Source organism: Oribacterium sp. WCC10 (assembly GCF_900113415.1).
Lineage (GTDB): Bacteria > Bacillota > Clostridia > Lachnospirales > Lachnospiraceae > Oribacterium.
This window is the reverse complement of the sequence record NZ_FOPH01000004.1, coordinates 1-24,703: the sequence shown is the minus strand read 5'-3', so window position 1 is coordinate 24,703 and position 24,703 is coordinate 1. Positions and strand designations below refer to the sequence as shown.

Annotated in this window: 19 protein-coding genes and 1 pseudogene; 7 read left to right on the top strand and 13 right to left on the bottom strand. The window is 42.0% G+C overall.

From position 1 onward, the window contains the following. Positions 1-41 precede the first annotated feature (41 nt). The 5 genes from BM294_RS03885 to flgB all read right to left on the bottom strand — a co-directional run bounded on the left by BM294_RS03885 (position 42) and on the right by flgB (position 5,532). The gene (locus tag BM294_RS03885) at positions 42-1,121 is read right to left on the bottom strand and encodes a protein-glutamate methylesterase/protein-glutamine glutaminase (protein WP_091205375.1); all 1,080 of its coding nucleotides are present in this window, start codon (positions 1,119-1,121) and stop codon (positions 42-44) included. Positions 1,122-1,278: 157 nt separating this feature from the next. Beyond that, the gene (locus BM294_RS03880; protein ID WP_091205097.1) at positions 1,279-2,091 is read right to left on the bottom strand and encodes a CheR family methyltransferase; all 813 of its coding nucleotides are present in this window, start codon (positions 2,089-2,091) and stop codon (positions 1,279-1,281) included. Between the two features lie 139 nt (positions 2,092-2,230). After that, positions 2,231-2,713, bottom strand: coding sequence for a chemotaxis protein CheW (locus BM294_RS03875; protein ID WP_091205096.1), 483 nt, complete (start codon positions 2,711-2,713; stop codon positions 2,231-2,233). Positions 2,714-2,727: 14 nt separating this feature from the next. Beyond that, positions 2,728-4,878: a chemotaxis protein CheA gene (locus BM294_RS03870; protein ID WP_091205094.1), complete on the bottom strand. Its 2,151-nt coding sequence runs from the start codon at positions 4,876-4,878 to the stop codon at positions 2,728-2,730. Positions 4,879-5,142: 264 nt separating this feature from the next. Further along, complete coding sequence (flgB, locus tag BM294_RS03865) at positions 5,143-5,532, bottom strand: flagellar basal body rod protein FlgB (RefSeq protein ID WP_091205093.1); 390 nt, start codon at positions 5,530-5,532, stop codon at positions 5,143-5,145. A 323-nt stretch (positions 5,533-5,855) separates the two neighbouring features. On the opposite strand from flgB, the gene BM294_RS03860 reads away from it, so the two are divergent. Further along, positions 5,856-8,366, top strand: coding sequence for a methyl-accepting chemotaxis protein (locus BM294_RS03860; protein ID WP_091205091.1), 2,511 nt, complete (start codon positions 5,856-5,858; stop codon positions 8,364-8,366). A gap of 320 nt (positions 8,367-8,686) precedes the next feature. Here the strand turns inward: BM294_RS03860 and BM294_RS03855 are convergent, their stop codons facing one another. Continuing rightward, the gene (locus BM294_RS03855) at positions 8,687-9,766 is read right to left on the bottom strand and encodes a hypothetical protein (protein ID WP_091205090.1); all 1,080 of its coding nucleotides are present in this window, start codon (positions 9,764-9,766) and stop codon (positions 8,687-8,689) included. Positions 9,767-9,771: 5 nt separating this feature from the next. Beyond that, positions 9,772-10,425 (bottom strand): methyl-accepting chemotaxis protein, encoded by a 654-nt coding sequence (locus BM294_RS03850; protein WP_091205088.1) that lies wholly within the window; start codon positions 10,423-10,425, stop codon positions 9,772-9,774. A 466-nt stretch (positions 10,426-10,891) separates the two neighbouring features. Here BM294_RS03850 and BM294_RS03845 point away from each other — a divergent pair, with 466 nt between their 5' ends. The 4 genes from BM294_RS03845 to BM294_RS03830 all read left to right on the top strand — a co-directional run bounded on the left by BM294_RS03845 (position 10,892) and on the right by BM294_RS03830 (position 16,031). After that, positions 10,892-12,232, top strand: coding sequence for a 2-hydroxycarboxylate transporter family protein (locus tag BM294_RS03845; protein ID WP_091205087.1), 1,341 nt, complete (start codon positions 10,892-10,894; stop codon positions 12,230-12,232). A 136-nt stretch (positions 12,233-12,368) separates the two neighbouring features. Beyond that, a complete protein-coding gene (locus BM294_RS03840) occupies positions 12,369-13,253 on the top strand; it encodes a hypothetical protein (RefSeq protein WP_091205085.1) in 885 nt (294 codons plus the stop codon). A gap of 203 nt (positions 13,254-13,456) precedes the next feature. Continuing rightward, positions 13,457-14,665, top strand: coding sequence for a M14 family zinc carboxypeptidase (locus BM294_RS03835; protein ID WP_091205083.1), 1,209 nt, complete (start codon positions 13,457-13,459; stop codon positions 14,663-14,665). Between the two features lie 145 nt (positions 14,666-14,810). Next, positions 14,811-16,031, top strand: a complete 1,221-nt coding sequence (locus tag BM294_RS03830) for a GGDEF domain-containing protein (RefSeq protein ID WP_091205082.1) — start codon at positions 14,811-14,813, stop codon at positions 16,029-16,031. 46 nt (positions 16,032-16,077) lie between these two features. Here the strand turns inward: BM294_RS03830 and aguB are convergent, their stop codons facing one another. From aguB to BM294_RS03800, 6 genes are read right to left on the bottom strand one after another with little or no spacing between them, the layout of a single operon-like run. Next, positions 16,078-16,953 (bottom strand): N-carbamoylputrescine amidase, encoded by an 876-nt coding sequence (gene aguB, locus BM294_RS03825; RefSeq protein WP_091205080.1) that lies wholly within the window; start codon positions 16,951-16,953, stop codon positions 16,078-16,080. Positions 16,954-16,990: 37 nt separating this feature from the next. Next, complete coding sequence (aguA, locus tag BM294_RS03820) at positions 16,991-18,094, bottom strand: agmatine deiminase (protein ID WP_091205078.1); 1,104 nt, start codon at positions 18,092-18,094, stop codon at positions 16,991-16,993. A gap of 12 nt (positions 18,095-18,106) precedes the next feature. Further along, positions 18,107-19,234: a carboxynorspermidine decarboxylase gene (gene nspC, locus BM294_RS03815; RefSeq protein ID WP_091205077.1), complete on the bottom strand. Its 1,128-nt coding sequence runs from the start codon at positions 19,232-19,234 to the stop codon at positions 18,107-18,109. 10 nt (positions 19,235-19,244) lie between these two features. Beyond that, positions 19,245-20,504 carry a saccharopine dehydrogenase family protein gene (locus BM294_RS03810; protein ID WP_091205075.1) on the bottom strand — a complete coding sequence of 420 codons (1,260 nt, stop codon included), beginning with the start codon at positions 20,502-20,504 and terminating at the stop codon, positions 19,245-19,247. Continuing rightward, a complete protein-coding gene (gene speE, locus BM294_RS03805; RefSeq protein ID WP_091205073.1) occupies positions 20,501-21,361 on the bottom strand; it encodes a polyamine aminopropyltransferase in 861 nt (286 codons plus the stop codon). Before speE ends, BM294_RS03810 begins: the two co-directional genes overlap by 4 nt. 1 nt (position 21,362) lies before the next feature. Continuing rightward, the gene (locus BM294_RS03800; protein WP_091205072.1) at positions 21,363-22,823 is read right to left on the bottom strand and encodes an aminotransferase class I/II-fold pyridoxal phosphate-dependent enzyme; all 1,461 of its coding nucleotides are present in this window, start codon (positions 22,821-22,823) and stop codon (positions 21,363-21,365) included. 595 nt (positions 22,824-23,418) lie between these two features. On the opposite strand from BM294_RS03800, the gene BM294_RS03795 reads away from it, so the two are divergent. Together BM294_RS03795 and BM294_RS03790 are read left to right on the top strand one after the other, a co-directional pair. Then, on the top strand, positions 23,419-24,279 hold the full coding sequence (locus BM294_RS03795; protein ID WP_091205070.1) for a YitT family protein: 861 nt from the start codon (positions 23,419-23,421) through the stop codon (positions 24,277-24,279). 188 nt (positions 24,280-24,467) lie between these two features. Continuing rightward, positions 24,468-24,703: pseudogene (locus tag BM294_RS03790) on the top strand (transposase); the annotation flags it as partial.

Below are 24,703 nucleotides of genomic sequence, written 5' to 3'. Positions count from 1 at the left end.
AGGACCCGGTTTAAACCGGATCCTCATAAAGTCATATTGAATCACTTGATGATACCAAGCTTTTTGTAGATGATAGGCGGAATATTGAGGAGTGATGCCTGCTGGCAAACAGCTCCGATCTTGTATGCCTCCATAGGCATACCGTAAACAACACAGGACTCCTTATCCTGACCGATGGTGAAGGCACCGTTTTTACGCATACGTAATAGTCCGGCAGCACCATCAGCGCCCATGCCTGTAAGGATGACACCCAGTGCATTGTCACGTACATTTTGTGCTACAGAATTGAAAAGAACATCTACAGAAGGTGCATGACCGTTAACCCGATCCTCCTGGGTTACGCTTACAGTGTAGCCATTGCCCATCTTCTGTACACGCATCTGATATCCTCCAGGTGCAAGAAGCATGAGACCCTGTTTTACGTGGTCACCGTTTTTTGCTTCACGTACTTCCATCTTGCAGATGCGATTGAGGCGTTCTGCGTACATGGTTGTAAATCCTGCAGGCATATGCTGTGTTATAACAACTCCCGGCATATCGGCAGGGAAATTGCGTACAACACTGAGGATGGCTTCCGTACCGCCGGTTGAAGCACCTATGGCAATAATTTTTTGTGCAGATGCAACGGGAACTTTCAGATTGCTGGCGGCAGTTTCTTTGATTATGTTCTCCTGAGATACTGTAAGTGGCTTTCTGGTATCTATGGTGTCCTGCTGAGGTGTGCGAACCTTTGAGAAGGATGCAACGTAAATCTTGCTTCGAAGTCTTTCTACGAAGGATACAGCTGCATCTTTATCACTAAAATCAGGCTTTCTTACGTAATCTACGGCACCTGCTGCAAGGGCATCAAATACACGTATATTGAGTGTTGAAACAAGAATAACCGGGACAGGATGCTTGGGAAGAAGTTCCTTAAGGAAATCAATACCGGACATACCGGGCATCTCTATATCCAATGTTACAACATCAGGTTTTACCTGAGGAATCTGTTTCATGGCGTCAAATGCATCAACAGCATGACCTACAACATCAAAACGATCATCCGCAGAAATATTGTTCATCAGGAAATTACGGTAAAGAACCGAATCATCTACTACGAATACCCTAATCTTTTTGCTAATGCCCATAGGTTATAACCCCTTTACGTTAAAATCAAGAAATGCATGGGTCGAAAAATCAGCTCATGTTTACGGATACAAGAAAAAGAATCATTGCTCATGCAAAGCAATACACAAATTTAATATCTTTTATAATTATATCATAGCAGTAAAATAACTGCTAAACCTTTTGATAAATTGCAGGTAACAAATATTTATATGGACAGGTAGCTTTGTTCAGACCTTCAGAATGTCCTATGAAAAGATATCCGTTTGGATCAGTGACGTTGTAGAATCTCTGAACCAAAGCATCCTTCGTCGGCTGATCAAAGTAAATCATTACATTTCGGCAGAAGATGAGATCAAAGGTATGTTTCCATTTTATCGGGGTCATAAGGTTGAATGTCCGGAATACAACATTATTCTTTATGACAGGAGAGATGGTATAGTTTCCATCCTGAGTTTTCACAAAATATTTCTTCTGCCATGCAGGAGGAAGCTTGGCAAGGCTTTCTTCACCGTAAGTCGGGTTCATGGCTGAATTCAGTATATTCTGAGATATATCACTGGCCAGTATACGGAGATCCCATTTGCTTGCTTCAGCACCAAAAAACTCGAGAAGATACATCATGATAGTGTAAGGCTCCTCGCCTGAAGAACAGCCTGCACTCCATATGTATACAGCTTTATCCATGGCATGCTTTTTCTTGATTTCAGGAAGTATGGTATTCCACAGGAAATCAAAATGCTCTTTTTCACGTAAGAAATAGGTATAATTTGTAGTGAGTTTATTGAGCATGGAAACCGTAGATTCCTGATCCTTGCCACTTAAGATAAGTTCAACAAAATCATGGAAGCTTTCATATCCATCCGCCGTAAGGGAGTTGGAAAGACGGCTTACTATAAGCTGCTTTTTCTTGCTGAGATCAATACCGTAATTTGATTGAATGTATTTGTATAAACGGTTGAAATCTTCATCTGTTAAAGTAACCACAATTTTTCCCCTTTATCATGTTTGAATCCCGACTGATTACCTGGAATCACGTATAGACGGGTATGGCCTTCGATGCATGGTTGAAGGCAGATACATAAACAGCTATCCGGTGTTGACCGGATAGCTGTCCTTTGATTTGTTAAATATTCGCGTTGATAAGTGCATCACAATCAAATGACATTGCAACGGTGCCATCGTCCATATTCAGCATTCCATTGAGAAGCTTCTTTTGACGTTTCATAGGAATAGGCTTCACACTATCCAGATCGATATCTACGACCTGACGAACATTATCAACAACAATTCCGATAGGTACATTATCAATATTTAAAATGATTATACAGGTCTTACTTGTATACTCGGTTGCATCAAGTCCCATAAGGAGTCGAATGTCTACGACCGCAAGTACTGAACCTCTCAGATTGATGATTCCCTTTACATAGTCCGGAACCAGCGGAAGAGTAGTGATATACTGATCGGTGATGATCTCGGTAACATAATCTGTACTCATGTACATGATGAGATCGCCGGACTCGAAAGTAAGACATCTCTGAAGATTCTTCGGTTCGTCAATGATGGCTTCTTCGCTTGGGGTTACCTGTGTATTAATTTCGTCTGCCATGTATACTCCTCCTCTCAGGCATTTTCAATAGCTGCATTGTAAACGCCAAGTACATCAAGAATAATACTGATGGTGCCATCGCCGAGGATTGTACATCCACTTATACCTCTTGACTTCAGATCAAAAATCGATACGAACTGAGGCAGAGGCTTAACAACTACCTGCTGTTCACCGATAAGTTCATCCGCATACAGGCAGCAACTCTTGTCTGACGCTTCTACCCATACCATGATACCGTCACGCATGTCATCATCATGCTTGCCTCTGATACAGTAGAATTCATTGAGCTTAACTATAGGATAGAACTCACCGTCCCTATCGATCATTTCATTTCCATTTTCATCACGTATGATCTCAGCATTATCTATCTTAAATGATGAACGGATATTGGCGATCGGTATGGTGAATGTTGTATCGCCTACAGCAACCTTCATACCATCAACGATTGAGAGTGTGAGAGGGATCTTCATGGTCATGGTCGTTCCCTTGCCGAGATCCGAGTCGATACTGAGTGTACCACCTACAGACTCAAGATTCTTTTTAACAACGTCCATACCAACGCCTCTTCCGGAGTACTCTGTAACCTGTTTGTTGGTTGAGAAACCCGGAAGCATGATGAGTCCGAGGGCTTCTTTCTTGGAGTACTGATCCTTGGGCTTTGTGAGAATGCCTCGCTCTTCACCCTTATCAAGGAGTTTGTCAGGATCCATTCCGTAGCCGTCATCCTTGACTTCGATGACAACTTCACTGGATGTATGTGTAGCCGAAAGCACGAGCTCACCCTGAGGATCCTTTCCTGCTGCGATACGTTCCTGAGCAGTTTCCTCAATACCATGATCCATCGAGTTACGCACTATGTGCATGATAGGATCCTGGATGGCATCAACGATGGTTTTATCAACTTCAGTATCCTCACCGATGACGGTAAGTCTGACATCCTTATTGAGCTTGGTCTTCATATCTCTGACGATACGGCTCATCTTCTGGAAAACACCGGAGATAGATACCATTCGAAGAGACATGGATATATCCTGAAGGTCATCTGTAAGCTTGCGAAGCTGTCTCGCAGACTTCATGAAGCTGTCCATCTCTTCCTGTGGAAGCTGATTGAGAACCGGTGAAGATGTAACCATTGATTCCGTGATTACGATCTCACCTACTAGGTCATTTAGAGCATCAAGCTTCTGCAGGTTGACACTTATGAGACTGGACTTTACAGGACCGCTGCTCTTTGCGGCAGGTTTCTTATCGGCTGCCGGGGCAGGAGCAGCAGGAGCAGCAGGAGCCGGAGCTGCCTTCGGAGCGGGAGCCGGAGCAGCAGGAGCAGGAGCCGGTTCAGGTTCCGGAGCGGGGGCCTGAGCTTCGGGCTCGGCTTCTGACTTTTCTTCTGCCTTAGGTGCATCCAGAACATCATAGTTCTTGATATATTGCTGCTGCTTCAGACCTTCTTCAGCCATATTGGCTGTATCAAGGGAATCAAAAGCAAGGTAGAATCCATCATCTATTATGACTTTGGCACTGTCGGGATTCTGATCCATGTCGGAAGGGTAGAAGCGGAAATCAATTCCGTTTTCTCTAAGTGCATTGACGATCATAAACGCACGGAGATTTTCCATTCCAATACCATCTTCAAGATAAGCATGGATGAATACCTGTGCTGAAGGGTCATCCGGAAGTTTGGCTGATGTCTGAGGAGCAGCTGCCGCACCGGAATCACCACCTGCTGCTTCAGGGGCAGCTTCGCCGGAGTCTTCCTGCTTCAGCTTCTTAAGGTAAGCCTCAATCGCAGACTGGAATTCTGTTATGTCCGGATCGACTTCTTCGCCGGCTTCTACTTTTCCGACCTCACCACGGAGATAATCCTCTGATTTAAACATAAGATCAAAGAGACCCTTTTTCTGATCCTGATTAAGGAACTCAATGCCCTTATCTCTGATGAAGAAGAAAAGATCCTCGATACGATGTGCGATTACGGAAATAGGTGTCAATTCCATCATCGCACTGGAACCTTTAATCGTATGCATGATACGGAAAATTTCATTAACGTTGTCTGTTGAGAACTCGCCTACTTTCTCGGCCTCCATGAGGATCTCATCCAGACGGTCCAAAAGACCATTTGTCTCGAATAGATAGGTATCAAGCATTCCTTCCATTTCAGCATTCATATGTTCTGTACCACCTTTAAAAAACTATTATGTTCTCGATGTTAAATGAGACATTATCCCGCATAAGCAGGGGGAGTCATTTCGCCTTAAAGGCTAGCGTTTTCACGAAAAATAAAAGTAATATTTCAACACTATATGCTTCTTCGTCAAAACACTTTTGAAAAATAAGAGCATTCTTACGAAAAAAAGATATTGCTCCGAAAAAAATTTCTATAATAAGCTGCAACAGGTAGATCGCAAAGCTTAAAGTAACATGATTAAATTTTAGAAACTTCCCACAGATTCCTTCAGACGGCTGAAGTCATTGTTAATGGACTGAACCATAAGCTGGTATTCATAGGTAGTCTTAACAAGTTCGATCTGTTCCTGGTCCATATCAACATTATTGCCGTCAAGTCTTGTGGATTCATTGGTTGTGGTGTGCAAAGTCGCAAAGGAGCTTCTTATTGCACGTTCAATATTCTTGCCTGTCGCATTACGTATCTGTGCGCTTCTGATGTTTCTGGCAAGAGCATTTTCAAATGTAACATACTGGGATTTAAACCCCGGAGTATCAACATTTGCGATATTGTTCATCGTGACATTCTGTCTTCCCCAAAGGTAGTCCAGAGTACGTTCACTCAGATTGATACCATTTCCATAAAGATTAAGCATAACGACTCCTTATCGACGATCCGTCGCTCGACTTATCCAGTTCCGTCTGAATATAAAACAATGAAGTTTAAGTTCGTTAAGTTTCAGCTGACGATGGTATTCATCAACTTGTCACAGTAATATTCGGCATAGGGAAAACTATTTATAAGTAAATGGTACGAAAATTTTAATAGCAGCGGTTAAATTTAAGTGCTTCTATCATGAAGTGATATTTGCAAATTTAAGAAAAAGTTTTTTTGTGCTTATACTGTCATGTTTAACAGCCGATAAGAAGGTTATGTAACAGGTGCGCGAATAATACTTTTTGTGAGGCGTAGTAGAAAATGAAACAGAGAAAAAAACAGGGTAATGCAGTAAAGAAGGATTTGCAGCTCAGCCAGAGATTGTCTCTGATAGTCGGTGCTGCTATTTTGGTATGTCTTATAATACTGACGGTGTTTATAACATTTGTTGCAGGTAAAAAACTGAATCAGATCTCTGAAGAGGAATTATTTGTATATGCCGATTCAAATGCAAGCAAGGTTGATTCAGTTTTGGCCAAGGCGAATATGATCAATACCAGTTTACAGAGTGCTGTGGATATACTTAATACCAAGAGTGATGATATGACCGGCACATTTACCTCGTCCTGGGAATCAAATGCAGCTTCTGTTCTGGGAGATGCAAGCGGCGCAGGAATGGAACTGAAAAGCCGTGTGACCGGTAATCCTATTTCACCAAGCCGATTTGAGGCGGAGTCTATCATCATCAATACGATGTTCAAGGCTGTCAAGGTCAATGCCAATGTTTACGGCGTGGGATTCTTCATGGATCCGGGAGCATTTTCTACCTATGATAAAGTATATGCACCTTATATCAGCAAGGTGGATTGTGAAAAGAATATTGTGGAAAACTATCCATATGAGAGATATTCAGAGAAAGACTACTATGTAAGAGCTAAAAATGAAGGAATGAGTGGTGTTACGGATGCTTATGAAGCTGAAGGTGTCAATATGTTCACCATTTTCTATCCTATAAGAGATGCAAGCGATACGATAGTCGGAACAGTAATCATTGATTTGTATGCAGACGTTTTCTCTATCATAGATGTTGAAAATGATGCATTCCCTTCAATGTACAGTAATGTCATAAATGGAAAGGAAACTATCCTTTACTCATCACATACCAATGTTATCGGCAAGAACTTCAAGGATACGGTTGATGAGAAAACCTATTCTGCAATCAAAGCAAAGATGCAGGATGGTAAGACATTTAGTATTGTTACCAACTCAAGTTCAGGCAAGGTGCAGAGATTCTATCAGCCGCTTACAATGGGTGAAAGATTATGGTGGATTCAGTCGGCAGTTCCGGTAAGTGAGTTTAATGCTGCATCCAACATGATCAGGAATTATATCCTGCTTGCAGCAGCACTTATAGTAATCATACTTTGCTTACTTACTTATAACCTTATCAAGAAGAACCTTGATCCTCTCAAGAAAATATCTTCAGCTGCAGATAATGTTGCAAGAGGAAACTTCGATATCGATCTCAGATATGATAAGAAGGATGAAATCGGAGCAGCCATCAGTGGAATCGGTATGGTTGTGGAGAGGGTTAAAGGAATCATTTCAGACCTTCAGGACAAGCTTGGTGAGATAAGCCGTGGAAACTTTACAGTTGATCTCAGTGACAGCAGTAAGTATGTGGGAGCGTATGCACCACTCTTAAGTTCCATGCAGTCCATCACAAAGGAACTCAATCAGACAATGCTTGATATCCGTCAGTCATCTGAGCAGGTTTCAAGCGGAGCAGAGCAGGTATCGGACGGCGCTCAGGCGCTTGCACAGGGATCTACAGAGCAGGCTTCATCGGTAGAGGAACTTTCAGCTACCATGAATGAAATCTCAGACAAGATCAAGGTTACTGCTTCCAAGGCCAAGGAAGCTTCCGATCTCGGCGGTGGTGCCGGTCAGGCTGTGCAGATATCCAATACTAAGATGACAGAGATGTCTGCGGCAATGGATGAAATCATTGAAAGATCCAATGAGATCTCCAAGATCATCAAGACCATCGATGACATTGCATTCCAGACCAATATTCTTTCACTTAATGCAGCCATCGAGGCGGCACGTGCGGGATCAGCAGGTAAGGGATTTGCCGTTGTTGCTGATGAAGTAGGCAACCTGGCAAAGAAATCTCAGGAAGCTGCCCAGAATACAGCACATCTTATTGAGGAGACGATTGAAGCCGTACAGAGAGGAGGACGTATCTCTGAAGAGACAGCAGAAGCGCTTAATGATGTTACCGAGAAGTCTGTGAAGATCACCAATCTCGTTGATGAGATTTCGGCTGCTTCAAACGAGCAGGCAAAGGGTGTTGCGCAGGTAACAGAGGGCATAGATCAGATTTCATCGGTTGTACAGACAAACTCCGCAACAGCACAGCAGTCTGCGGCTGCAGCAGAGGAGCTCTCAGGACAGGCTAACATCCTTAATGATCTTGTTAATAAATTCCAGTTAAAAGGAGCTGCATCTTCATATAAGAAGAAAAAGGCAGATTATATCCCGCCTGTAATGACTGATGAGAATTCAAACAGTGATTATATCCCGGAATCCGCATATAAGAATGCCGGAGAGGCTCCCAAAAAGAAGGAATCCAGGCCTCAGGCTAAATCAGCTCCTGCGCCTTCGAAACCGGTAGTGAGCAGTAAGCCTTCAAAGCCTGTTTCATCAGGTGCATCCGCAGTAGGATCTGATGCATTTATTCCATCGGATCTTGACGGAACAGATCTTACAAATGTGGATCCAAGTTCACTTAAGACCTATGCGTCACCTAACGGTGCAGATAAGTATTGATAAAACTTAATATATGAAGATGTTTCGTTGATATGAGGTAGTGACCCTACTTTATATAAACATCCCCAATGTGAGACGACCGCCTATACGTTCCCCTAAAACGTGGCGGTCGCCTTTTTGCATAAAATGATGTGAGTATTAAAAGTATTTGCCATTCGCTGATTAGCGCAACGCACACATTCGTGTTCGGGCGGCTCATAAAGTCTCAAATCAACGTGCAAGCACGTAATTTGGTACTTTTGACCCATGCATCATAAAAATGATTTACATATAAAAAGGTTGTTCCGCTGCATTCAGTGCAGCAGAACAACCTTGTATTATCAGGAGTCTTCTTCCTTTTCTTCTTTTTTCTTTTTCTTTCCGCCTATTTTTATCTTTGAAAACTTAACCTTTGGAAGTGAAATCTTAGGTATCGGAAGTTTTGGAACAGGTAGTTTAAGTCCTTTTTTCTTTTTCTTTCCACCTTCATCGGCTCCGTCTGGAGGAGTTTCCTCTTCACTGCCTTTTCCTTTGCCTTTACGTTTTAGTCTTCTGAGAAGAATCATTACTCCGGCAACTATGACTTCCAGTAGAATTACCGTTATGAATCCGATGAGGAAAGATACTATAGAGAATCCACTGGATTTCTTTTCTTCAACTTCCGGTTCTGTTTCAGATTCGATGATGTTTCCATCCTCGTCAGTTTCCACCGGTTCTCCGTTTTCGTTGGTTTCCATCCAGACTTCGACAACAGGAGAGCCGTCTTCGTTGGTTTCAACTATAGATTCATCTTCATTGCTCTCAACCACTACAGAATTGGACTTGTTTTTTTCTGCAGCTGCATTACTTTCTTTTGCGGCCTCAAGTTCTTCCTTAGACAATGAATTGAAGGATACCGGGGTACCTGAACCGTTAACGGTTATGAAATCCTGTCCCCAGTTTCCATTGAACTTTTCTTCCACCACCTGTTTGGCGGTCTTGGCCTGAATGGTGGACAGCTCCGTCAGCTTCACATAGCCTTCTTTGAGATCAGCATAGTTTACAAAGCCCCATGTGCTTCCGTCTGCACCGGTTTCTTCAGAAAGAACATGCAGGATGGTGTTTTTGGGTATGGGAATATTAATGCTGAGAGAACTGTCAGTAGATGCCTGCTGATAGAGCTTTGCGCCATCATCTTTAGATACGATAACGTAATAATCATTCTCTGGAACAGCTTCAGTGGTTTCTTCTATGCTTTCCGTGCTCTCAGAGTTCTCCCCGTCTTCAGAGCTTTCACCTGCGGCATCTGTTTCATCCGATTCGTTAGATGCCTCTGCCTCGGCAACAGTCGTTTCCTCCGCTGCAAAGCTATATATAGGATGTGAAATCATAGTAGCCGCGGTTCCGGCGAGGAGCAGCGGCATAAGAAGCTTTTTCTTCATAGTGTTCAGACATTTTCACTTGAATCAAGTGAGAGAGTAGATACAATGTTTCTGATCTGGTTTACGACACGCTCGATCTTTCCGTTTGCTTCAGAACTTGCATCAGAAAGTTTTTTAACTTCTTCTGCGACTACGGTAAAGCTTCGTCCGGCCTGTCCTGCACGTGCGGCTTCAATGCTGGCATTGATAGCAACAATCTTCTGGCGTTTCTGAATTTCCTTCAGATTGTTGGTACTTGAAGTAACTTCCTTTACAAGGTCAATGGTCTGGGCAATTCCGTCAGAAAGATGTGAAAGCACCTTTTCATTTGCATATTTAAAGTACTGTGAAAGTACAAAGTTGTTAACCAGTTCATCAAGTAAAGGCATGGCTGCATTCATATTTGCAGCATTACCACCGGATTCCGTAACCACAGTAGTTCCGATGACTTCATCGTTCAGCTTTATATCAATATTGATGGTCCTTGCAAAAGAATCATCAGAAGCAGCTTCTCCGTCATCAGATCCCACCGGGTTGTCTGGATTGTCTTCTGCGGAAACTGTGGAAGCGATGATCTCACCATCAGAATTCTTGACATCGACTTTCAATCCGGTAAGAGCAGACCAGTTTTTTATGGTTGAAGTCAGCTCTGACAAGTTACAGAATTCGTTGATTTTCATAATTCATGTCTCCTTGTATTCGTAAAGAATGGAAATATAAAGACTAAGTAAAAAAGGTCCTCTGCAGAGTCCCCTTTTACAATCATGACTCTTTATCAGAGAGTTATCCCCTTGTTTAGTAATGCTATATAGTTATTCGGCTTAATGGATTTAATAAATAAGTTATTAGGTGAGGTTTGATGGAATAATTATTGATAAACGTAGATTCATACAGTTTAGACAGATGAGAAGAGGGGATTATGAAGAAATAATGATGAAAAGCATAAAAGAATTAGCAATAATAATATGAAGAAAGAATTTTTGAAAAAAAGAAAGATTGTAAATAATAATTCATCATGATAAAATGAACACGTATTATAAGTACTTGTCTCTATTTATGAGGCAAAACATTTCCGGAATTGTCCGGAACGTCATATTTCAAAATGAAGTGAGCTGCTTCGCTTCAATTTTTAAGGGGGATTTAAATATGGCAGACAACAATAAGCACGCAAGAACCGGGCTTTGGCTCGGTGGTCAGCCTGCATGGCTGGCAATCATTTGTATCATCTTGGTACTTGCACCACTTTATGTTACAAAGGGAAGCGGTGACGATGTAAAGATGATCGCAGCTACAACCATGACATCAGTTCTTGGTATCTGTTTCGGTCTCGCTGTTATTTTCAACGAGCTTGGTGAGAGAATTCCTATCTGGAATACATATATCGGTGGTGGTCTTCTCCTCACATTCTTTGGTGTAGCTATTCTTAAGCAGTTCAACCTCATTCCTGAGGCAGGACTTGATGCTATCAACTCATTTATTTCTGACGATGCTAACTTCCTTGAGATGTTCATCGTTATGCTGATCTGCGGATCAGTTCTTTCTCTTGAGAGAGATATTCTTTTGAAGTCCTTTGCAGGTTATATTCCTGCTATCCTTGGCGGACTTCTTGCTGCTTCTATCCTTGGCGGTATCACAGGCGCAATCTTCGGTATTCCGTTCAGTGATACACTTATCAAGTACACACTTCCTATCATGGGTGGTGGTAACGGTGCCGGTGCCGTACCTCTTTCACAGATCTACGAGCAGGTAACCGGTGATGCAGCAGCAAACTACTATTCATTTGCTATCATCGTTCTTACGATCGCTAACATTTTCTGTATCATCGCATCAGCAGGTCTCAATGCTCTCGGTGAGAAGGTTCCTGTACTTACAGGTGATAAGAAGACTCTTATCCGTGGTGCTGAGAATCTTGTAAAGGATGATGAGAAGGTTTCAACAGACAATACTGACCTTGCAGGTGCTCTTCTTCTTGCATTTGCATGTTTCTCAGTCGGTGAGCTTATGGCAGGTAAGATCCTTCCTAAGATTGCCGGTGCTGCTATTCATAAGTATGCATACATGATCATCTTTGTAGTTATCCTTGCTGCAACAGGTAAGATTCCTGCAAGAGTTCGTGCAGGTGCAAAGAGACTTCAGAGCTTCTTCTCAGGTCAGCTTGGTATCATCATCATGGTTGGTATGGGTGCAGACTTTAACCTTGCAGAGCTTTTCAATGCAGTATCACCTTCAAACATCCTTATGGCTGCTATGATCGTTATCGGTGCTGTTCTTGGATCAGGTGCAGTTGGCTGGCTTGTAGGTTTCTATCCTATCGATACAGCTATCACAGCAGGTCTTTGCATGGCTAACAGAGGTGGAAACGGAGACCTTGCTTGTCTCGGTGCTGCTGACCGTATGGATCTTATCGCATACTCACAGCTTTCATCACGTCTTGGTGGTGGTATCGTTCTTATCATCGCTTCATTCGTATTTTCATTCATGCTTTGATCGTAGATCTTTGATTTACTGGTTTAACTGAATTGGAAAACTAATATAATATAGTCAAAACTATATAAGCAGCTGGTTTTGGTTTTAAGAGACGCTCAATAAAAGAGTGTCTCTTTTTTAGAAAGGGGATCTTAAAGTGATCGTTTACTATAAAAGGCTGGCCAATGCCTTAATGGCCATTGGTGCGGTTCTTGGAGCTGTTTTGGGACTTATCCACTATAAAGGAAGAATACTGGGAAATGAAAGTAAGATAGCAGTATTTGTATTCGCTCTGTTCATCTTCTTTGGTATTATTTTATTCCGTTTTATTGGTGCAATACTGGCCACTAAGAAGCTTAAAGAGGTGCAGGCTAAACTGTATAGAGATGCTGATCCTAAAGGCTTTTTGGAGGCTTTTGAACCGGTAAATGACAGGGTTCCCCATAACCTTGCAGAGTATGCAAACGGACAAAACTGGATATCTTATGCCAGGGAAGCCTTAGGTGATCTGGATGGTGCCTGGGATGCGGTTAAAGATCTTAAGCCTAATGAGTTAAAGATTCATGCTCTTACAACTTCTGCACTTATCGTAAATCAAAAGGCAAATATACAGATACTTAAGAGAGACTATGAAGCTGCAAGATTCCAAATTGAGGATCTAAAGCATCTTAAGGAGCTTGCAGAAAAGAGAGCAAAGCTTCTTGCCGCTAACCTTGAACAGCAGATAAGAGTGCATGAGGCACGTATAGCAGCTGCAATGGGTGATGATTCTGCGGATATAAAGTACCTTGAGGAAGAGATACAGTACGCAACAAACATTATCTATAAAAAGGAGATGCAGCTGGAAGTTGCTGAATATTTTCTGAGAAAAGGTAATGAAGATAAAGAAAAGTATGATAAGGCTATGGAGATGCTTCAGGATATAGTAAAGGAAAGAAAAGGCCTGTATACAGAGGACAGAGCAATGAAACTTATAGAGCATCCCGAAAAGTTATATCAGTACACGGAAGATAATGATGGCTTTGTGGTCATAAAAGAATAAAATTCAATTTATATTTTTAAAGTCGCATTTACATTTTCTTACAAACTCCTGCAATCAAACTTGCGGGAGTTTTTTTATGATAATATTGTAATCGTCAGCATATCATAGAGTTAAATACATATAGTGCTTATGTGAATGGATGTATGATATTCACTTCATCATTATGAATGCATACATATTTTTAGATATATTTCGGAGGAAAAATGAAAAAAAGCATTGGTAAAACTATAGCAGGGGCTTTGTTTATTTCATCATTGGCAGTGTTTACAGGTATCAGTTCTACGGCCTATGCGGAGGTTGGTCCGGTTAAGGGTACAGAAACAGATGCAGCAGTTCCGGCAAGCAATGGGCCTACCGTTCCGTCTGCTCAAACAGAAACAACATCGGTATCGACAGAGACTCCAAGTCCATTTGATACCAATATATACGGAACTCCGGTTAATGGTTACTACTGTGATGCTGTAACAACATATACTTACGAGGATTTGCAATCTGATATAACGATGCTGACGACACAGTTCAGTGGGATGGTTTCCGGCAGTTCTCTCGGTGTTACAGCGGATGGCAGAAACATTTTTGAACTCATAGTTGGTAATGCTTATGCGGAAAATCAGATACTTCTCGTAGGAACCATGCACGGAAGAGAATATATCACAACCCAGCTAATCATGAGACAGATACATTCTCTGCTTTCCATGGCTAAGTCCGGAGAGAGCATCAGTGGAACTCCGGTTTCGGAACTTCTCAATACTACATGTATCAGAGTTATCCCGATGAACAATCCTGACGGAGCTGCACTCAGCCAGTTTGGTGAAAAGGCTGTGAATAATTCAGAGAACATCGCCAACCTGAGAGCAATGATCAATCATGATAAGGAACGTGAGGGTTATACGGGAGACACCGACTGGTACTATAGAAGATGGAAGAATAATATAAACGGTGTAGATATCAACAGAAATTTCACTCCGGGATGGACAGAACTTGATGATTCAAGACATTATCCTTCGTATGAGTATTATAAGGGGGCATCGGCAGAATCAGAGGCTGAAACCAGGGCACTGATCAATGTGTTGAATGAGGCACAAATCGATGAAGTTATCAATTACCATGCTCAGGGAGGAGTGATTTACTGGTCATTCGGAGGTGCAACGGAGCCTGTTGAATCAAGATGTAAAGAACTTGCGGAGCTTATAAAGCAGGATACAGGCTATATTCTTGGATCTGCTTCAACCAATAAAGCAAGTAAGGGTGCCGGTGCATATAAGGAATATCTTGCAGGCAAAGGAATACCTGCAGTTACAATAGAAGTCGGTCTGGGATCATGCCCTCTGCCGGATACAGATATAACAGGTATTTGGGAGAAGAATCAGAATGTACTGAATGATCTGATATTTGAGATAAACAAACGCTGATCCGGACATGATGGTACTTTATATAAAGTATAAATTATAAATATTTGTAAAAAAACCATTAAATATATGGTTTGACATGTATTACCATATAATTTATGATTTTATAAATGTATCTTGGGATGGATTTTAAGTTTGGGTGAATTTAATGATAAATGAATTAGTGGGCGATTATGCGTTTTATTACATTGAAGCAAATGCCTTTTGTGTTTTGATTTTGCTGATATTGTATATTAAAACGACGCATAGTGTTGATCATCAGAGAAGACAGATTATTTTCGGTGATACTCTTGCTACTGCTATGATATATCTGGTTACAGATATGTTTTGGGTTCTTGTGGACAGTGGCAATATAGCGGCTACACCTTTTCTGCTGTATTTTACCAACATTATGTACTATTGTGCCGGAACTGTCATGTCATACATGGTTTCCTACTTTATGCTGATGTATGAGGGAAATCGCAGGATAGAAGAGCCGGCAGTACGTATAGCAACAGTTTTGCCATGTATACTTAATATAGTCGCAGCGGTAACGACACCGCTTCATAAGCAGTACTTATATGTGGATGGAAATGGTGCTTTGATGAACGGACCGTTATATCCGTTGCTGGTATCAGTGATTATTGTATATCCTATTGCAGTAGGTTTAAGAGCGGCTATCCTTTCATTTCTCAAGAAGGACTATACAAAAAAGAATATGTACAAAGCCATCGGACTGTTTCCGATATTACCTGTGGGACTTGGACTTGTTCAGGTTTATCATCAGAGGATACCATTTCTCTGCTTCGGACTTACGATAGCTCTGCTTCTTACGTACATAGAGTTTACAGAAGATCTTGTTTCACTTGATCCTCTTACGAAACTTAACAATAGAAATGAGCTTTACCGTTATATGACAGGAAAGATTAATTCCGTAAAATCTTCCGGGGCATATGGATTGTATCTTATGATTATGGATATAGACAGCTTCAAGAAGATAAATGATACCTACGGACATAATGAAGGAGATCATGCACTTAAGGTGCTTGCAAAAGTTCTGAAGAAAGTCTGTGGAGCAGGAGCCAATCGTTTTGTATCCCGCTTTGGCGGAGATGAGTTTATAATCATTGTTGAGACCTACGACAAATATGAAGTCGAAAGAATCTGTGATGATATACATATGCTTATGCAGCGTGCCGTGGCTCAGGAACAGCTTCCGTTTGATATGGATGTTTCCATAGGATGGGCCAGATACAATAAGAATTCTGATGCTTCAAGCATCACAGGGCTTATTGAACTTGCTGACAATATGCTATATGAAGAAAAGAAGATAAAGCATAAAGTCAATACTGACCAAAGAATAAATGATGATCTTGAAATGGTGGGATAAAGAGAGCGCATTCCTTTAGTTGATTAAAGGAATGCGCTCATTCTGTTTATCCTGTTATTTCTCCATAACACTCAGGTCTTCTGTCACGGAACAGTCCCCATGACAGGCGATCCTTTTGAATCTTCTCAAAATCAAATTCAGCTGTAAGAACAGTATCTTCAGTCCGCCCGGCTTCTGTCAGAATCTCTCCTGTTGCGTCAGTAATGAAACTTCTTCCATAGAATGTAAGGCTTGAAGACTGTCCGCCGTTTTCATCACATGGTAAAACGGTTTCTGTACCGTAGCGATTGGCAGCGACAACCGGAACGATATTTGAGGCTGAGTGCCCTTGCATGACACGCTGCCAGTGTCCGGAACTGTCAACATCAAGTATAGGTTCACTACCTATTGCGGTGGGATATAGCAGGATATCAGCCCCCTGAAGAGCCATACAACGGGCGGTTTCCGGGAACCACTGATCCCAGCATATCCCTACGCCTATGTTGCCGAATCTGGTATTCCATACTTTGAAGCCGGTGTTTCCGGGAGTGAAATAAAACTTCTCCTGATAGTAATGATCATCAGGGATATGTGTCTTTCTGTATATCCCCATGACAGAACCGTCAGCATCAATCATAGCTATACTGTTGAAAAGTCTGGTGCCATCCTTTTCATAGAAACTTATTGGTAAAACTATACCAAGTTCAGCTGCAAGCTTCTTGAAATGTATAACAGCCGGATTGTCATCAACGGTCATTGCATAGTCATAGTAGCGGTATCTTCTTTCCTGACAGAAGTAAGGTCGTTCAAAAAGTTCAGGCAGAAGTATGATTTTTGCTCTTAAATCGGATGCCTTACGAACAAGTTCATCGGCGTGTTTTATATTTTCTTCCGGATGTTCTGTGCAGCTCATCTGAATGGCCGCAACTTTTACAAAACTCATTTCTTATTTCCTTTCGACATATTACCTTGGTATTAATTCAGGGTTTTGGTATCTGCTGAGTTATACAATGTATATTTCCGCCACCCTTCAGAACAGGGAGAGAATCGATACCGATAACCTTTCTGTCCGGACAAAGCTCACGTAGAATTTCAAGGGCGCGTCTGTCACTTGATTCATTATCACCACCAAATTGAGGTACAAGAACGGTACCGTTACCGAAATAGAAATTCACATAGCTTGCGGCAAGCCGTTCACCGGATTCGCGATAATCTTCACCTTCTTCAAATTCATAGTTCAAAAGATCCTCATCTGTGACAAGGACAGGGTGATCAGGAATCGGAAGTTTATGTATCCTGATTTTTCGTCCTTTGGCATCTGTGACACGAGACAGATATTTAAGATCCTTTTCCGACATTTCGTATTGAGGATCGTTTATATCATCAGTCCAGGCAAGTACAACTTCGGCAGGTCTTATGAAAGCACAGACATTGTCTACATGTTCATTTGTTTCATCATTATAAATACCATGTGGCAGCCAAAGTATCTTTTTTACAGATAAAGCTTCCATTAGACGTTTTTCTATCTCATGTTTTGTGAGAGAAGGGTTGCGCCCACGGCTTAAGAGGCATGATTCGGTAACCAGCAGTGTACCTTCACCATCTGTATGAATGGAACCTCCTTCAAGGACGAAATCACCGAAATCATAAATATCTCTTCCTATGGCATCGCAAAATGCTTCAGCTGCAGCATCATCATGATCCCACTCGGCATACAGACCGTCAACATTACCTCCCCAGGCATTGAAGCGCCAGTTAATTCCGCGTATTTCGTTACCGTTTGTTACAAAGGTAGGACCGATATCTCTGGCCCATGCATCGTCTGTGGGAATTTCCAGAACTTCTGCTATACCTTTAAGTTTATTCCTTGCATCGGACAGATGGGCTTTGTCGCAAAGGAAAAACACTTTTTCATGCGGTGAAAGGGCTTTGGCAATAGAAATAAAGGAGTCCTGTGCTTTATCTGTATTTATCCCCCAACTTCCCGGGCGTGTAGGCCAGACAAGAAGAGTTCCCTCGTGTGGAACGTACTCTGCAGGCATATAAAATCCGTCCTCAGACGGAATGTGATCTTTTATTAGCATTAAATCACCATCCTAAGATAAACGTGTTTTGAAATCATGATACCCGAAGCTTTTGACAATTTCACATTCTCCGGTGGGGTGTAGCAGTGCAATGTCAGGAAGAGGCATGCCATTGAAAGTGTTGTTCTTGACCATGGAATAGATGGCCATATCCTCAAATATCAATGTATCGCCGATTTCAGGCATGATGTCAAAGCTGTAATCGCCTATAACATCCCCGGCAAGACAGGTTCTTGATGCAAGTCGGCATGTCACTGACTTTTCGCCCGGAAGCCCGGCCCCTCGAAGAGGAGGTCTGTAAGGCATCTCCAGAACGTCAGGCATATGGCATGCAGCTGAGGCATCCAGTATCAGAACGGGAAGAGTGTTATCAACTATATCAAGCACTTTTGTGTACATATATCCTGCATCGAGGGCTATAGCTTCGCCCGGCTCAAGATAAACCTTAAGATCATAGGTTTCCTTTAAATGGCGTATAATATCCTTGAGTAGAGATATATTGTATCCCGGTTTTGTGATGTGATGACCGCCTCCCAGATTTATCCACCCGGCTTCATGAAGATATGTGCCGAAATTCCTTTCGACAGATGCAACTGTTTCAGAAAGCGGCTCGGCACCCTGTTCGCAAAGTGTGTGGAAATGAATACCTTCCACACCTGAAGGAAGATGTTCGGGCATGTCTGCTTTTCGGACACCAAGTCTTGATCCGGGTGCGCAAGGATCATATATTTCGTGTCCGTCCTGGGTGGAAAATTCAGGATTGATTCGTATGCCGACACTTACGCCTGAACTTTCCCAGATGTTTCTGTGAAGCTCCAGCTGTCTCAAGGAGTTGAAGCTTATATGATCACAGATATTCACCAGTTCTTTCATTTCGTCTTCAGTAAAGGCAGGGGAAAATACGTGATTTTCTCCCTGCATCTCTTCATGTGCAAGACGGGCCTCAAAAAGACCGCTGGCTGTAGCTCCTGAGATATATGAAGATATGAGAGGATAGAGCCTGTACATGGAAAATGCCTTTTGGGCAAGAAGTATGTGACAGCCTGTAGTATCCTCAATATCATGAAGTGTTTTCAGGTTTTCCTCTATCTTTTTTTCGTCCACCAGATAAACCGGTGTTTTGAGTTCAATTGCTTTCAATATTTTTTCCTTATTCAACAGTTGCAGGGTTTTCGTCGACTACCCATGGAAGACCGAACTTTGTGAGCATTTCCATATATGGATCCGGATCAAATTCATCAGTTGTCAGAGCTCCACGCTTATTCCAGACACCGCTTGCAACAAGAGCTGAACCGATCATGGCAGGAACACCTGTGGTGTAGCTGATAGCCTGACTTCCAAGTTCCTTATAACACTCCTGGTGGTCGCAGACATTGTAGATATAGATGGTCTTTTCCCTTCCGTCCTTGATTCCTGTAAAGATGCATCCGATATTGGTTTTTCCGACAGTTCTTGGACCAAGTGATGCAGGATCAGGAAGAAGCGCCTTCAGGAACTGTATAGGAACGATGCGCTGACCATTAAAATCGATAGGCGTAGTTGACAGCATTCCTACATTTTCAAGACACTTCATATGAGTGAGATAGCTCTGGCCAAAGGTCATGAAGAAACGGATTCTCTTTACTCCAGGGATATTTTTGGCAAGTGCTTCAATCTCTTCATGGTGGAGAAGATACATATCTTTTTCGCCAACCATAGGGAAATCATACTCTCGCTTTATGGACATGGCAGGTACTTCAACCCAATGACCGTTCTCCCAGTAACTTCCCGGAGCACTTACTTCACGAAGGTTTACTTCAGGATTAAAGTTGGTGGCGAAAGGATAGCCATGATCTCCGCCATTACAGTCAAGGATGTCGATAGTGTGTATCTCATCAAAATAATGCTTGAGTGCATATGCTGTAAATACGCTTGTTACACCGGGATCAAATCCTGTTCCGAGGAGTGCTGTGAGACCTGCATCTTTGAACTTCTGATCGTATGCCCATTGCCATGAGTAGTCAAAATATGCTGAGAAACCAAGATCCTTACATCTTTTTTCATAAATGTTTCGCCATTCAGGATCATCAGTATCCTCAGGCTCATAGTTTGCGGTATCTATGTAGTGAACACCTGTAGCAAGACATGCATCCATGATGGTCAGATCCTGATAAGGAAGAGCGACATTCAGTACAAGGTCAGGTTTATAGGACTCAATAAGCTTAATGACCTCATCGGTTTTGTCCGCATCAACCTGTGCGGTTGTAACGATGGTTTTGGTTTTTCCGGAAAGCTTCTCCTTAAGTTCATCACACTTTGACTTTGTTCTGCTTGCTATGCAAAGCTCTGTGAATACCTCGCTGTTCTGGCAGCATTTCTGGATGGCAACCTGTGCAACTCCTCCGCAGCCGATAACTAGAATTCTACTCATAATTTATTTTCCTCCTCTATTAAAAGATCTTCTACATATCGCGGCAGTACAAATGAACCGCCATGTAAATTTGTGGTGTAATACCAGGTTTTTATATTTCGTTCATTCCATCTCCGGTGATCGAAATTTCTAAGTGGATGGTATTTTTTGCTGGCAAAACCAAAAAGCCAGTATCCTGCAGGGCAGGTAGGTATATGTGCCTGATAAACCTTGTTTATAGGAAAGCTACGATAAGCTTTGCGGTGCATAGCTCTGCAGGATTCTTCATCACCGTCGTAGAATGGGCTTCCATGCTGGTAAACCATGATGCCGTCGTCGTGAAGTGCACGGAAACAGTTTCCGTAAAATTCTTTTGTGAACATACCGGCTGTGTGCCCCAAAGGATCAGTACAGTCATTGATGATCAGGTCATATTGATCCTGCCTTGATCTAAGGAACCTGAGACCGTTTTCGTTATATATTTTTACTCTAGGATCATCAAGGCCGCAGGCATTATCGGGAAACCACTCCTTACATACATCGATAAAGAGCTGATCCTCTTCGACTACATCTATTTCTTCAATCTCCGTGTAGTAGCAGAGCTCTCTTGCAACACCGCCATCTCCGCCACCGATGACAAGAACCTTTCGTACATTCGGGTGAACCGCCATGGGAACGTGAACTATCATTTCATCATAAACAAATTCGTCCGCTTCCGAAAAAATCACACTGCCGTTGGAGCAGAGAAAACGTCCGAATTCCGGAGAATGAAAAACATCTATACGCTGATATTCACTCTCTCCGGAAAATAACTGTTTGTCCACACGAATGGACATTTTTACATTATCAGTGTGTAAATCTTCAAACCAGAATTCCATTTCAGTAGGTTCCTTCCTTAAGTACATTTAAACGGGAGATATCATCGCTTTCCGGCCCCTGCATGGAGCATCCCTTTTCCTGGGCAAATTTTATGTAATCAATGATGTCCCGTGTAATCACTTCTCCCGGTGCAAGAATCGGTATTCCCGGTGGATAACACATCACAGATTCGGCGCAGACTCTGCCATCACATTCCATGATAGGGAGAGATTCCTTTTCTGCATAAAAAGCTTTTTGCGGAGTTGTGACAACCTTCGGTGATATGTACTCGGCTGAGAAAAGCTTTTTCTCGGATTTGGCATAGAGACGGTATATATCCGAAAGTGCACCGACAAGTCTTTCAATATCCTGTATGGAATCTCCTATGGAAATGTAGGCAAGTATGTTGCTGATATCTCCGAATTCCATCTGGATGTCATATTCATCACGAAGAAGATCGTAAACCTCGATACCTGCAAGACCGATTTTGTGAGTAAGGACTGCAAGTTTCGTTACATCAAAATCAAATACACTGCCGCCGTTTATGAGTTCTTTACCATAGGCGTAGTAGCCGCCTATGGCATTAATCTCCTCACGGGCGTATTGCGCCATGTGTGCAACTTTCTCGAAAGAGTCTTTGCCTCGCAGTGCCAGGTTTCTTCTCGACAGATCAAGGCTTGACATGAGGAGATAGGATCCGCTGGTAGTCTGGGTCAGATTGATGATCTGTCCTACATAGCCCGGGTTCATATCAGGCCCAAGCAAAAGAAGAGAACTTTGGGTCAGACTTCCTCCGGACTTGTGCATGGATACTGCTGACATGTCGGCACCTGCTTCCATGGCAGAGCAGGGAAGCTTATCACTGAAGTAGAAATGAGTACCGTGTGCCTCATCCACAAGAGCAAGCATTCCGTGATTATGAGCCATTTTCACTATGGTGCGGAGATCTGAACATATTCCGTAATATGTGGGGTTATTGATAAGTACAGCTTTTGCATCGGGATTTTCATCCATGGCTTTCTTAACATCTGAAACCTCCATTCCAAGAGGAATACCCAGTTCTGTATCTACTTTAGGATCGATATATACAGGAGTGGCGCCACACAAAACTAAAGCATTGATGGCACTTTTATGTACATTTCTCGGAAGGATGATTTTATCTCCGGCTTTGCAGGCACTGAGTACCATGGCCTGAACGGCAGAGGTAGTTCCTCCAACCATCAGAAAGGAATGTGCTGCTCCGAAGGCATCAGCTGCAAGTTCTTCGGCTTCCTTTATGATGGAAACAGGATGACACAGATTATCAAGAGGTTTCATGGAGTTAACGTCTATGCCTACACATTGCTGTCCCAAAAACCTGACAAGCTCAGGGTTACCTCTTCCGCGTTTATGACCCGGAACGTCAAAGGGTACGACGTGGAGCTTTCGAAAACGCTCCAGCGCATCATATATAGGTGCTTTTTTTTGATGTTCAAGATTCATAACTGTCCTCCCTGAATATATGGCATCGATGAATGGCGGCATTGTTTCCGGATATAATGTCGTATCATAGGGATACGTACCGGAACTTGAAAGTCAGGCTGAATATTCACCTGATGCCGGATCATGTACAAAAAAAGGCAGTACCGCGTATCGCAGCACTGCCTTGTATAAATCCCATTTGATCCATCGAAAATCTGTCTCTGTCAGATTGCCTATTGAACGTTTCACAAGTAGTGTGCTTTTAACACCGGTTATGAAGTAACCAACTTATAAAATTGAGCTTTTAACTCGATCAATATGTGGTGTAATACCACTTCGGCAATGGCCGGCCCTGTCCGATGAGCTTTTTACAGTGTATAGTCACTGCAACAGGCCTATAAGAAACAGAATTTTTCTTTGATTTTTTCTGTCGTAGATAGAATAACAAAAAAATACCATATGTCAACAAAAATAAAATTTTTATAAGCTGGACTTTGATTAGAATGGAGAGTATTGTATTCGGGGATAAGTAATGGATATATTAGAAATAACCAAAATATATACTTGTTTGATTTGGTAATTAACTATAATTACAGTTATGTTATGGGATAAAAAAATGAAATTTGATTTGAAAAATGATATTAAAAGACTGGTAGTTGTTGTGCTGGCCTCACTTTTGATGGCAGTCAACATCAAGATATTTGTTCGTACCGGAGGATTATATCCGGGAGGTGCAACGGGACTTACGGTACTCATTCAGAGGATAAGCCAGATGTATCTTCCTGCTGAATTGCCATATTCGGTTATCAACTTTGCGCTCAATGCCATACCGGTTTATATCGGGTTCAGATTCATAGGAAAGAAGTTCACATTATTTTCGCTTATCATGATCCTGTGTACAGGTTTTTTCACGGATCTGATTCCTTCACATGTGATAACCTATGATACGCTTTTGATAGCGATTTTTGGCGGAATCGTAAACGGAGTTGTCGTAAGTCTCTGTTTAAGCGTGGATGCCACTTCCGGAGGAACGGATTTTATTGCTATATATCTGAGCCAAAAGAGAGGCATTGAAACCTGGAATCTTGTCCTTGGTTTTAATGTTATAATCCTTGTGGCTGCAGGCATACTTTTCGGTTGGGACAAGGCTCTTTATTCTATAGTTTTTCAGTATGTATCCACACAGACGTTGCATACACTTTACAGAGCATATCAGAGACAGACACTGTTTATCATCACTGTGAAACCGCAGGAGATATCAGAGATGATATATGATGTGAGTCACCACGGTGCTTCCATCATGATGGCGCAGGGGTCTCATGAACATAAAGAGTATCATATGGTATATTCTGTTATCGGTGCAGATGATGCCAAGAAGATCATGCTGAAAGTAAAAGAGATAGATCCATGTGCCTTTGTCAATTCTATTAGAACAACAGAACTTTCCGGAAGATTCTATATGAAACCGAAGGATTAAAGATTTTACAATATTGACTAAACAGATAAAAGGAGCATCGCATTGATTATTTCAATTGCGATGCTCCTTTTAATGCTCAGGTAATAATATGAGTCGCCCGACAAATGGGGCGCTAGAACCTTAAAAACCTAATACATTACCTTTTCTAAATAGTATAATAGAGATAGGATCTGTTGGAGGTATAGTTTATGTCATTTGCAACAAATTCATCTCAGCAAATCAGCTTGTTTGATTCTACTTCTAATTTAACCCAAAGAGAAGTAAAAATGCTTGAAAAATCATGGGCTAAATTTTTTTCTGAAAATATTTTTCCAGCTATAGATGAAGAGCCTTTCCGAGTATTGTACAGTGATCAGCCTTCACGCCGTAACACTCCGATTAACGTAATTATAGGTGCTCTTATTATAAAGGAGATGTTTCAGCT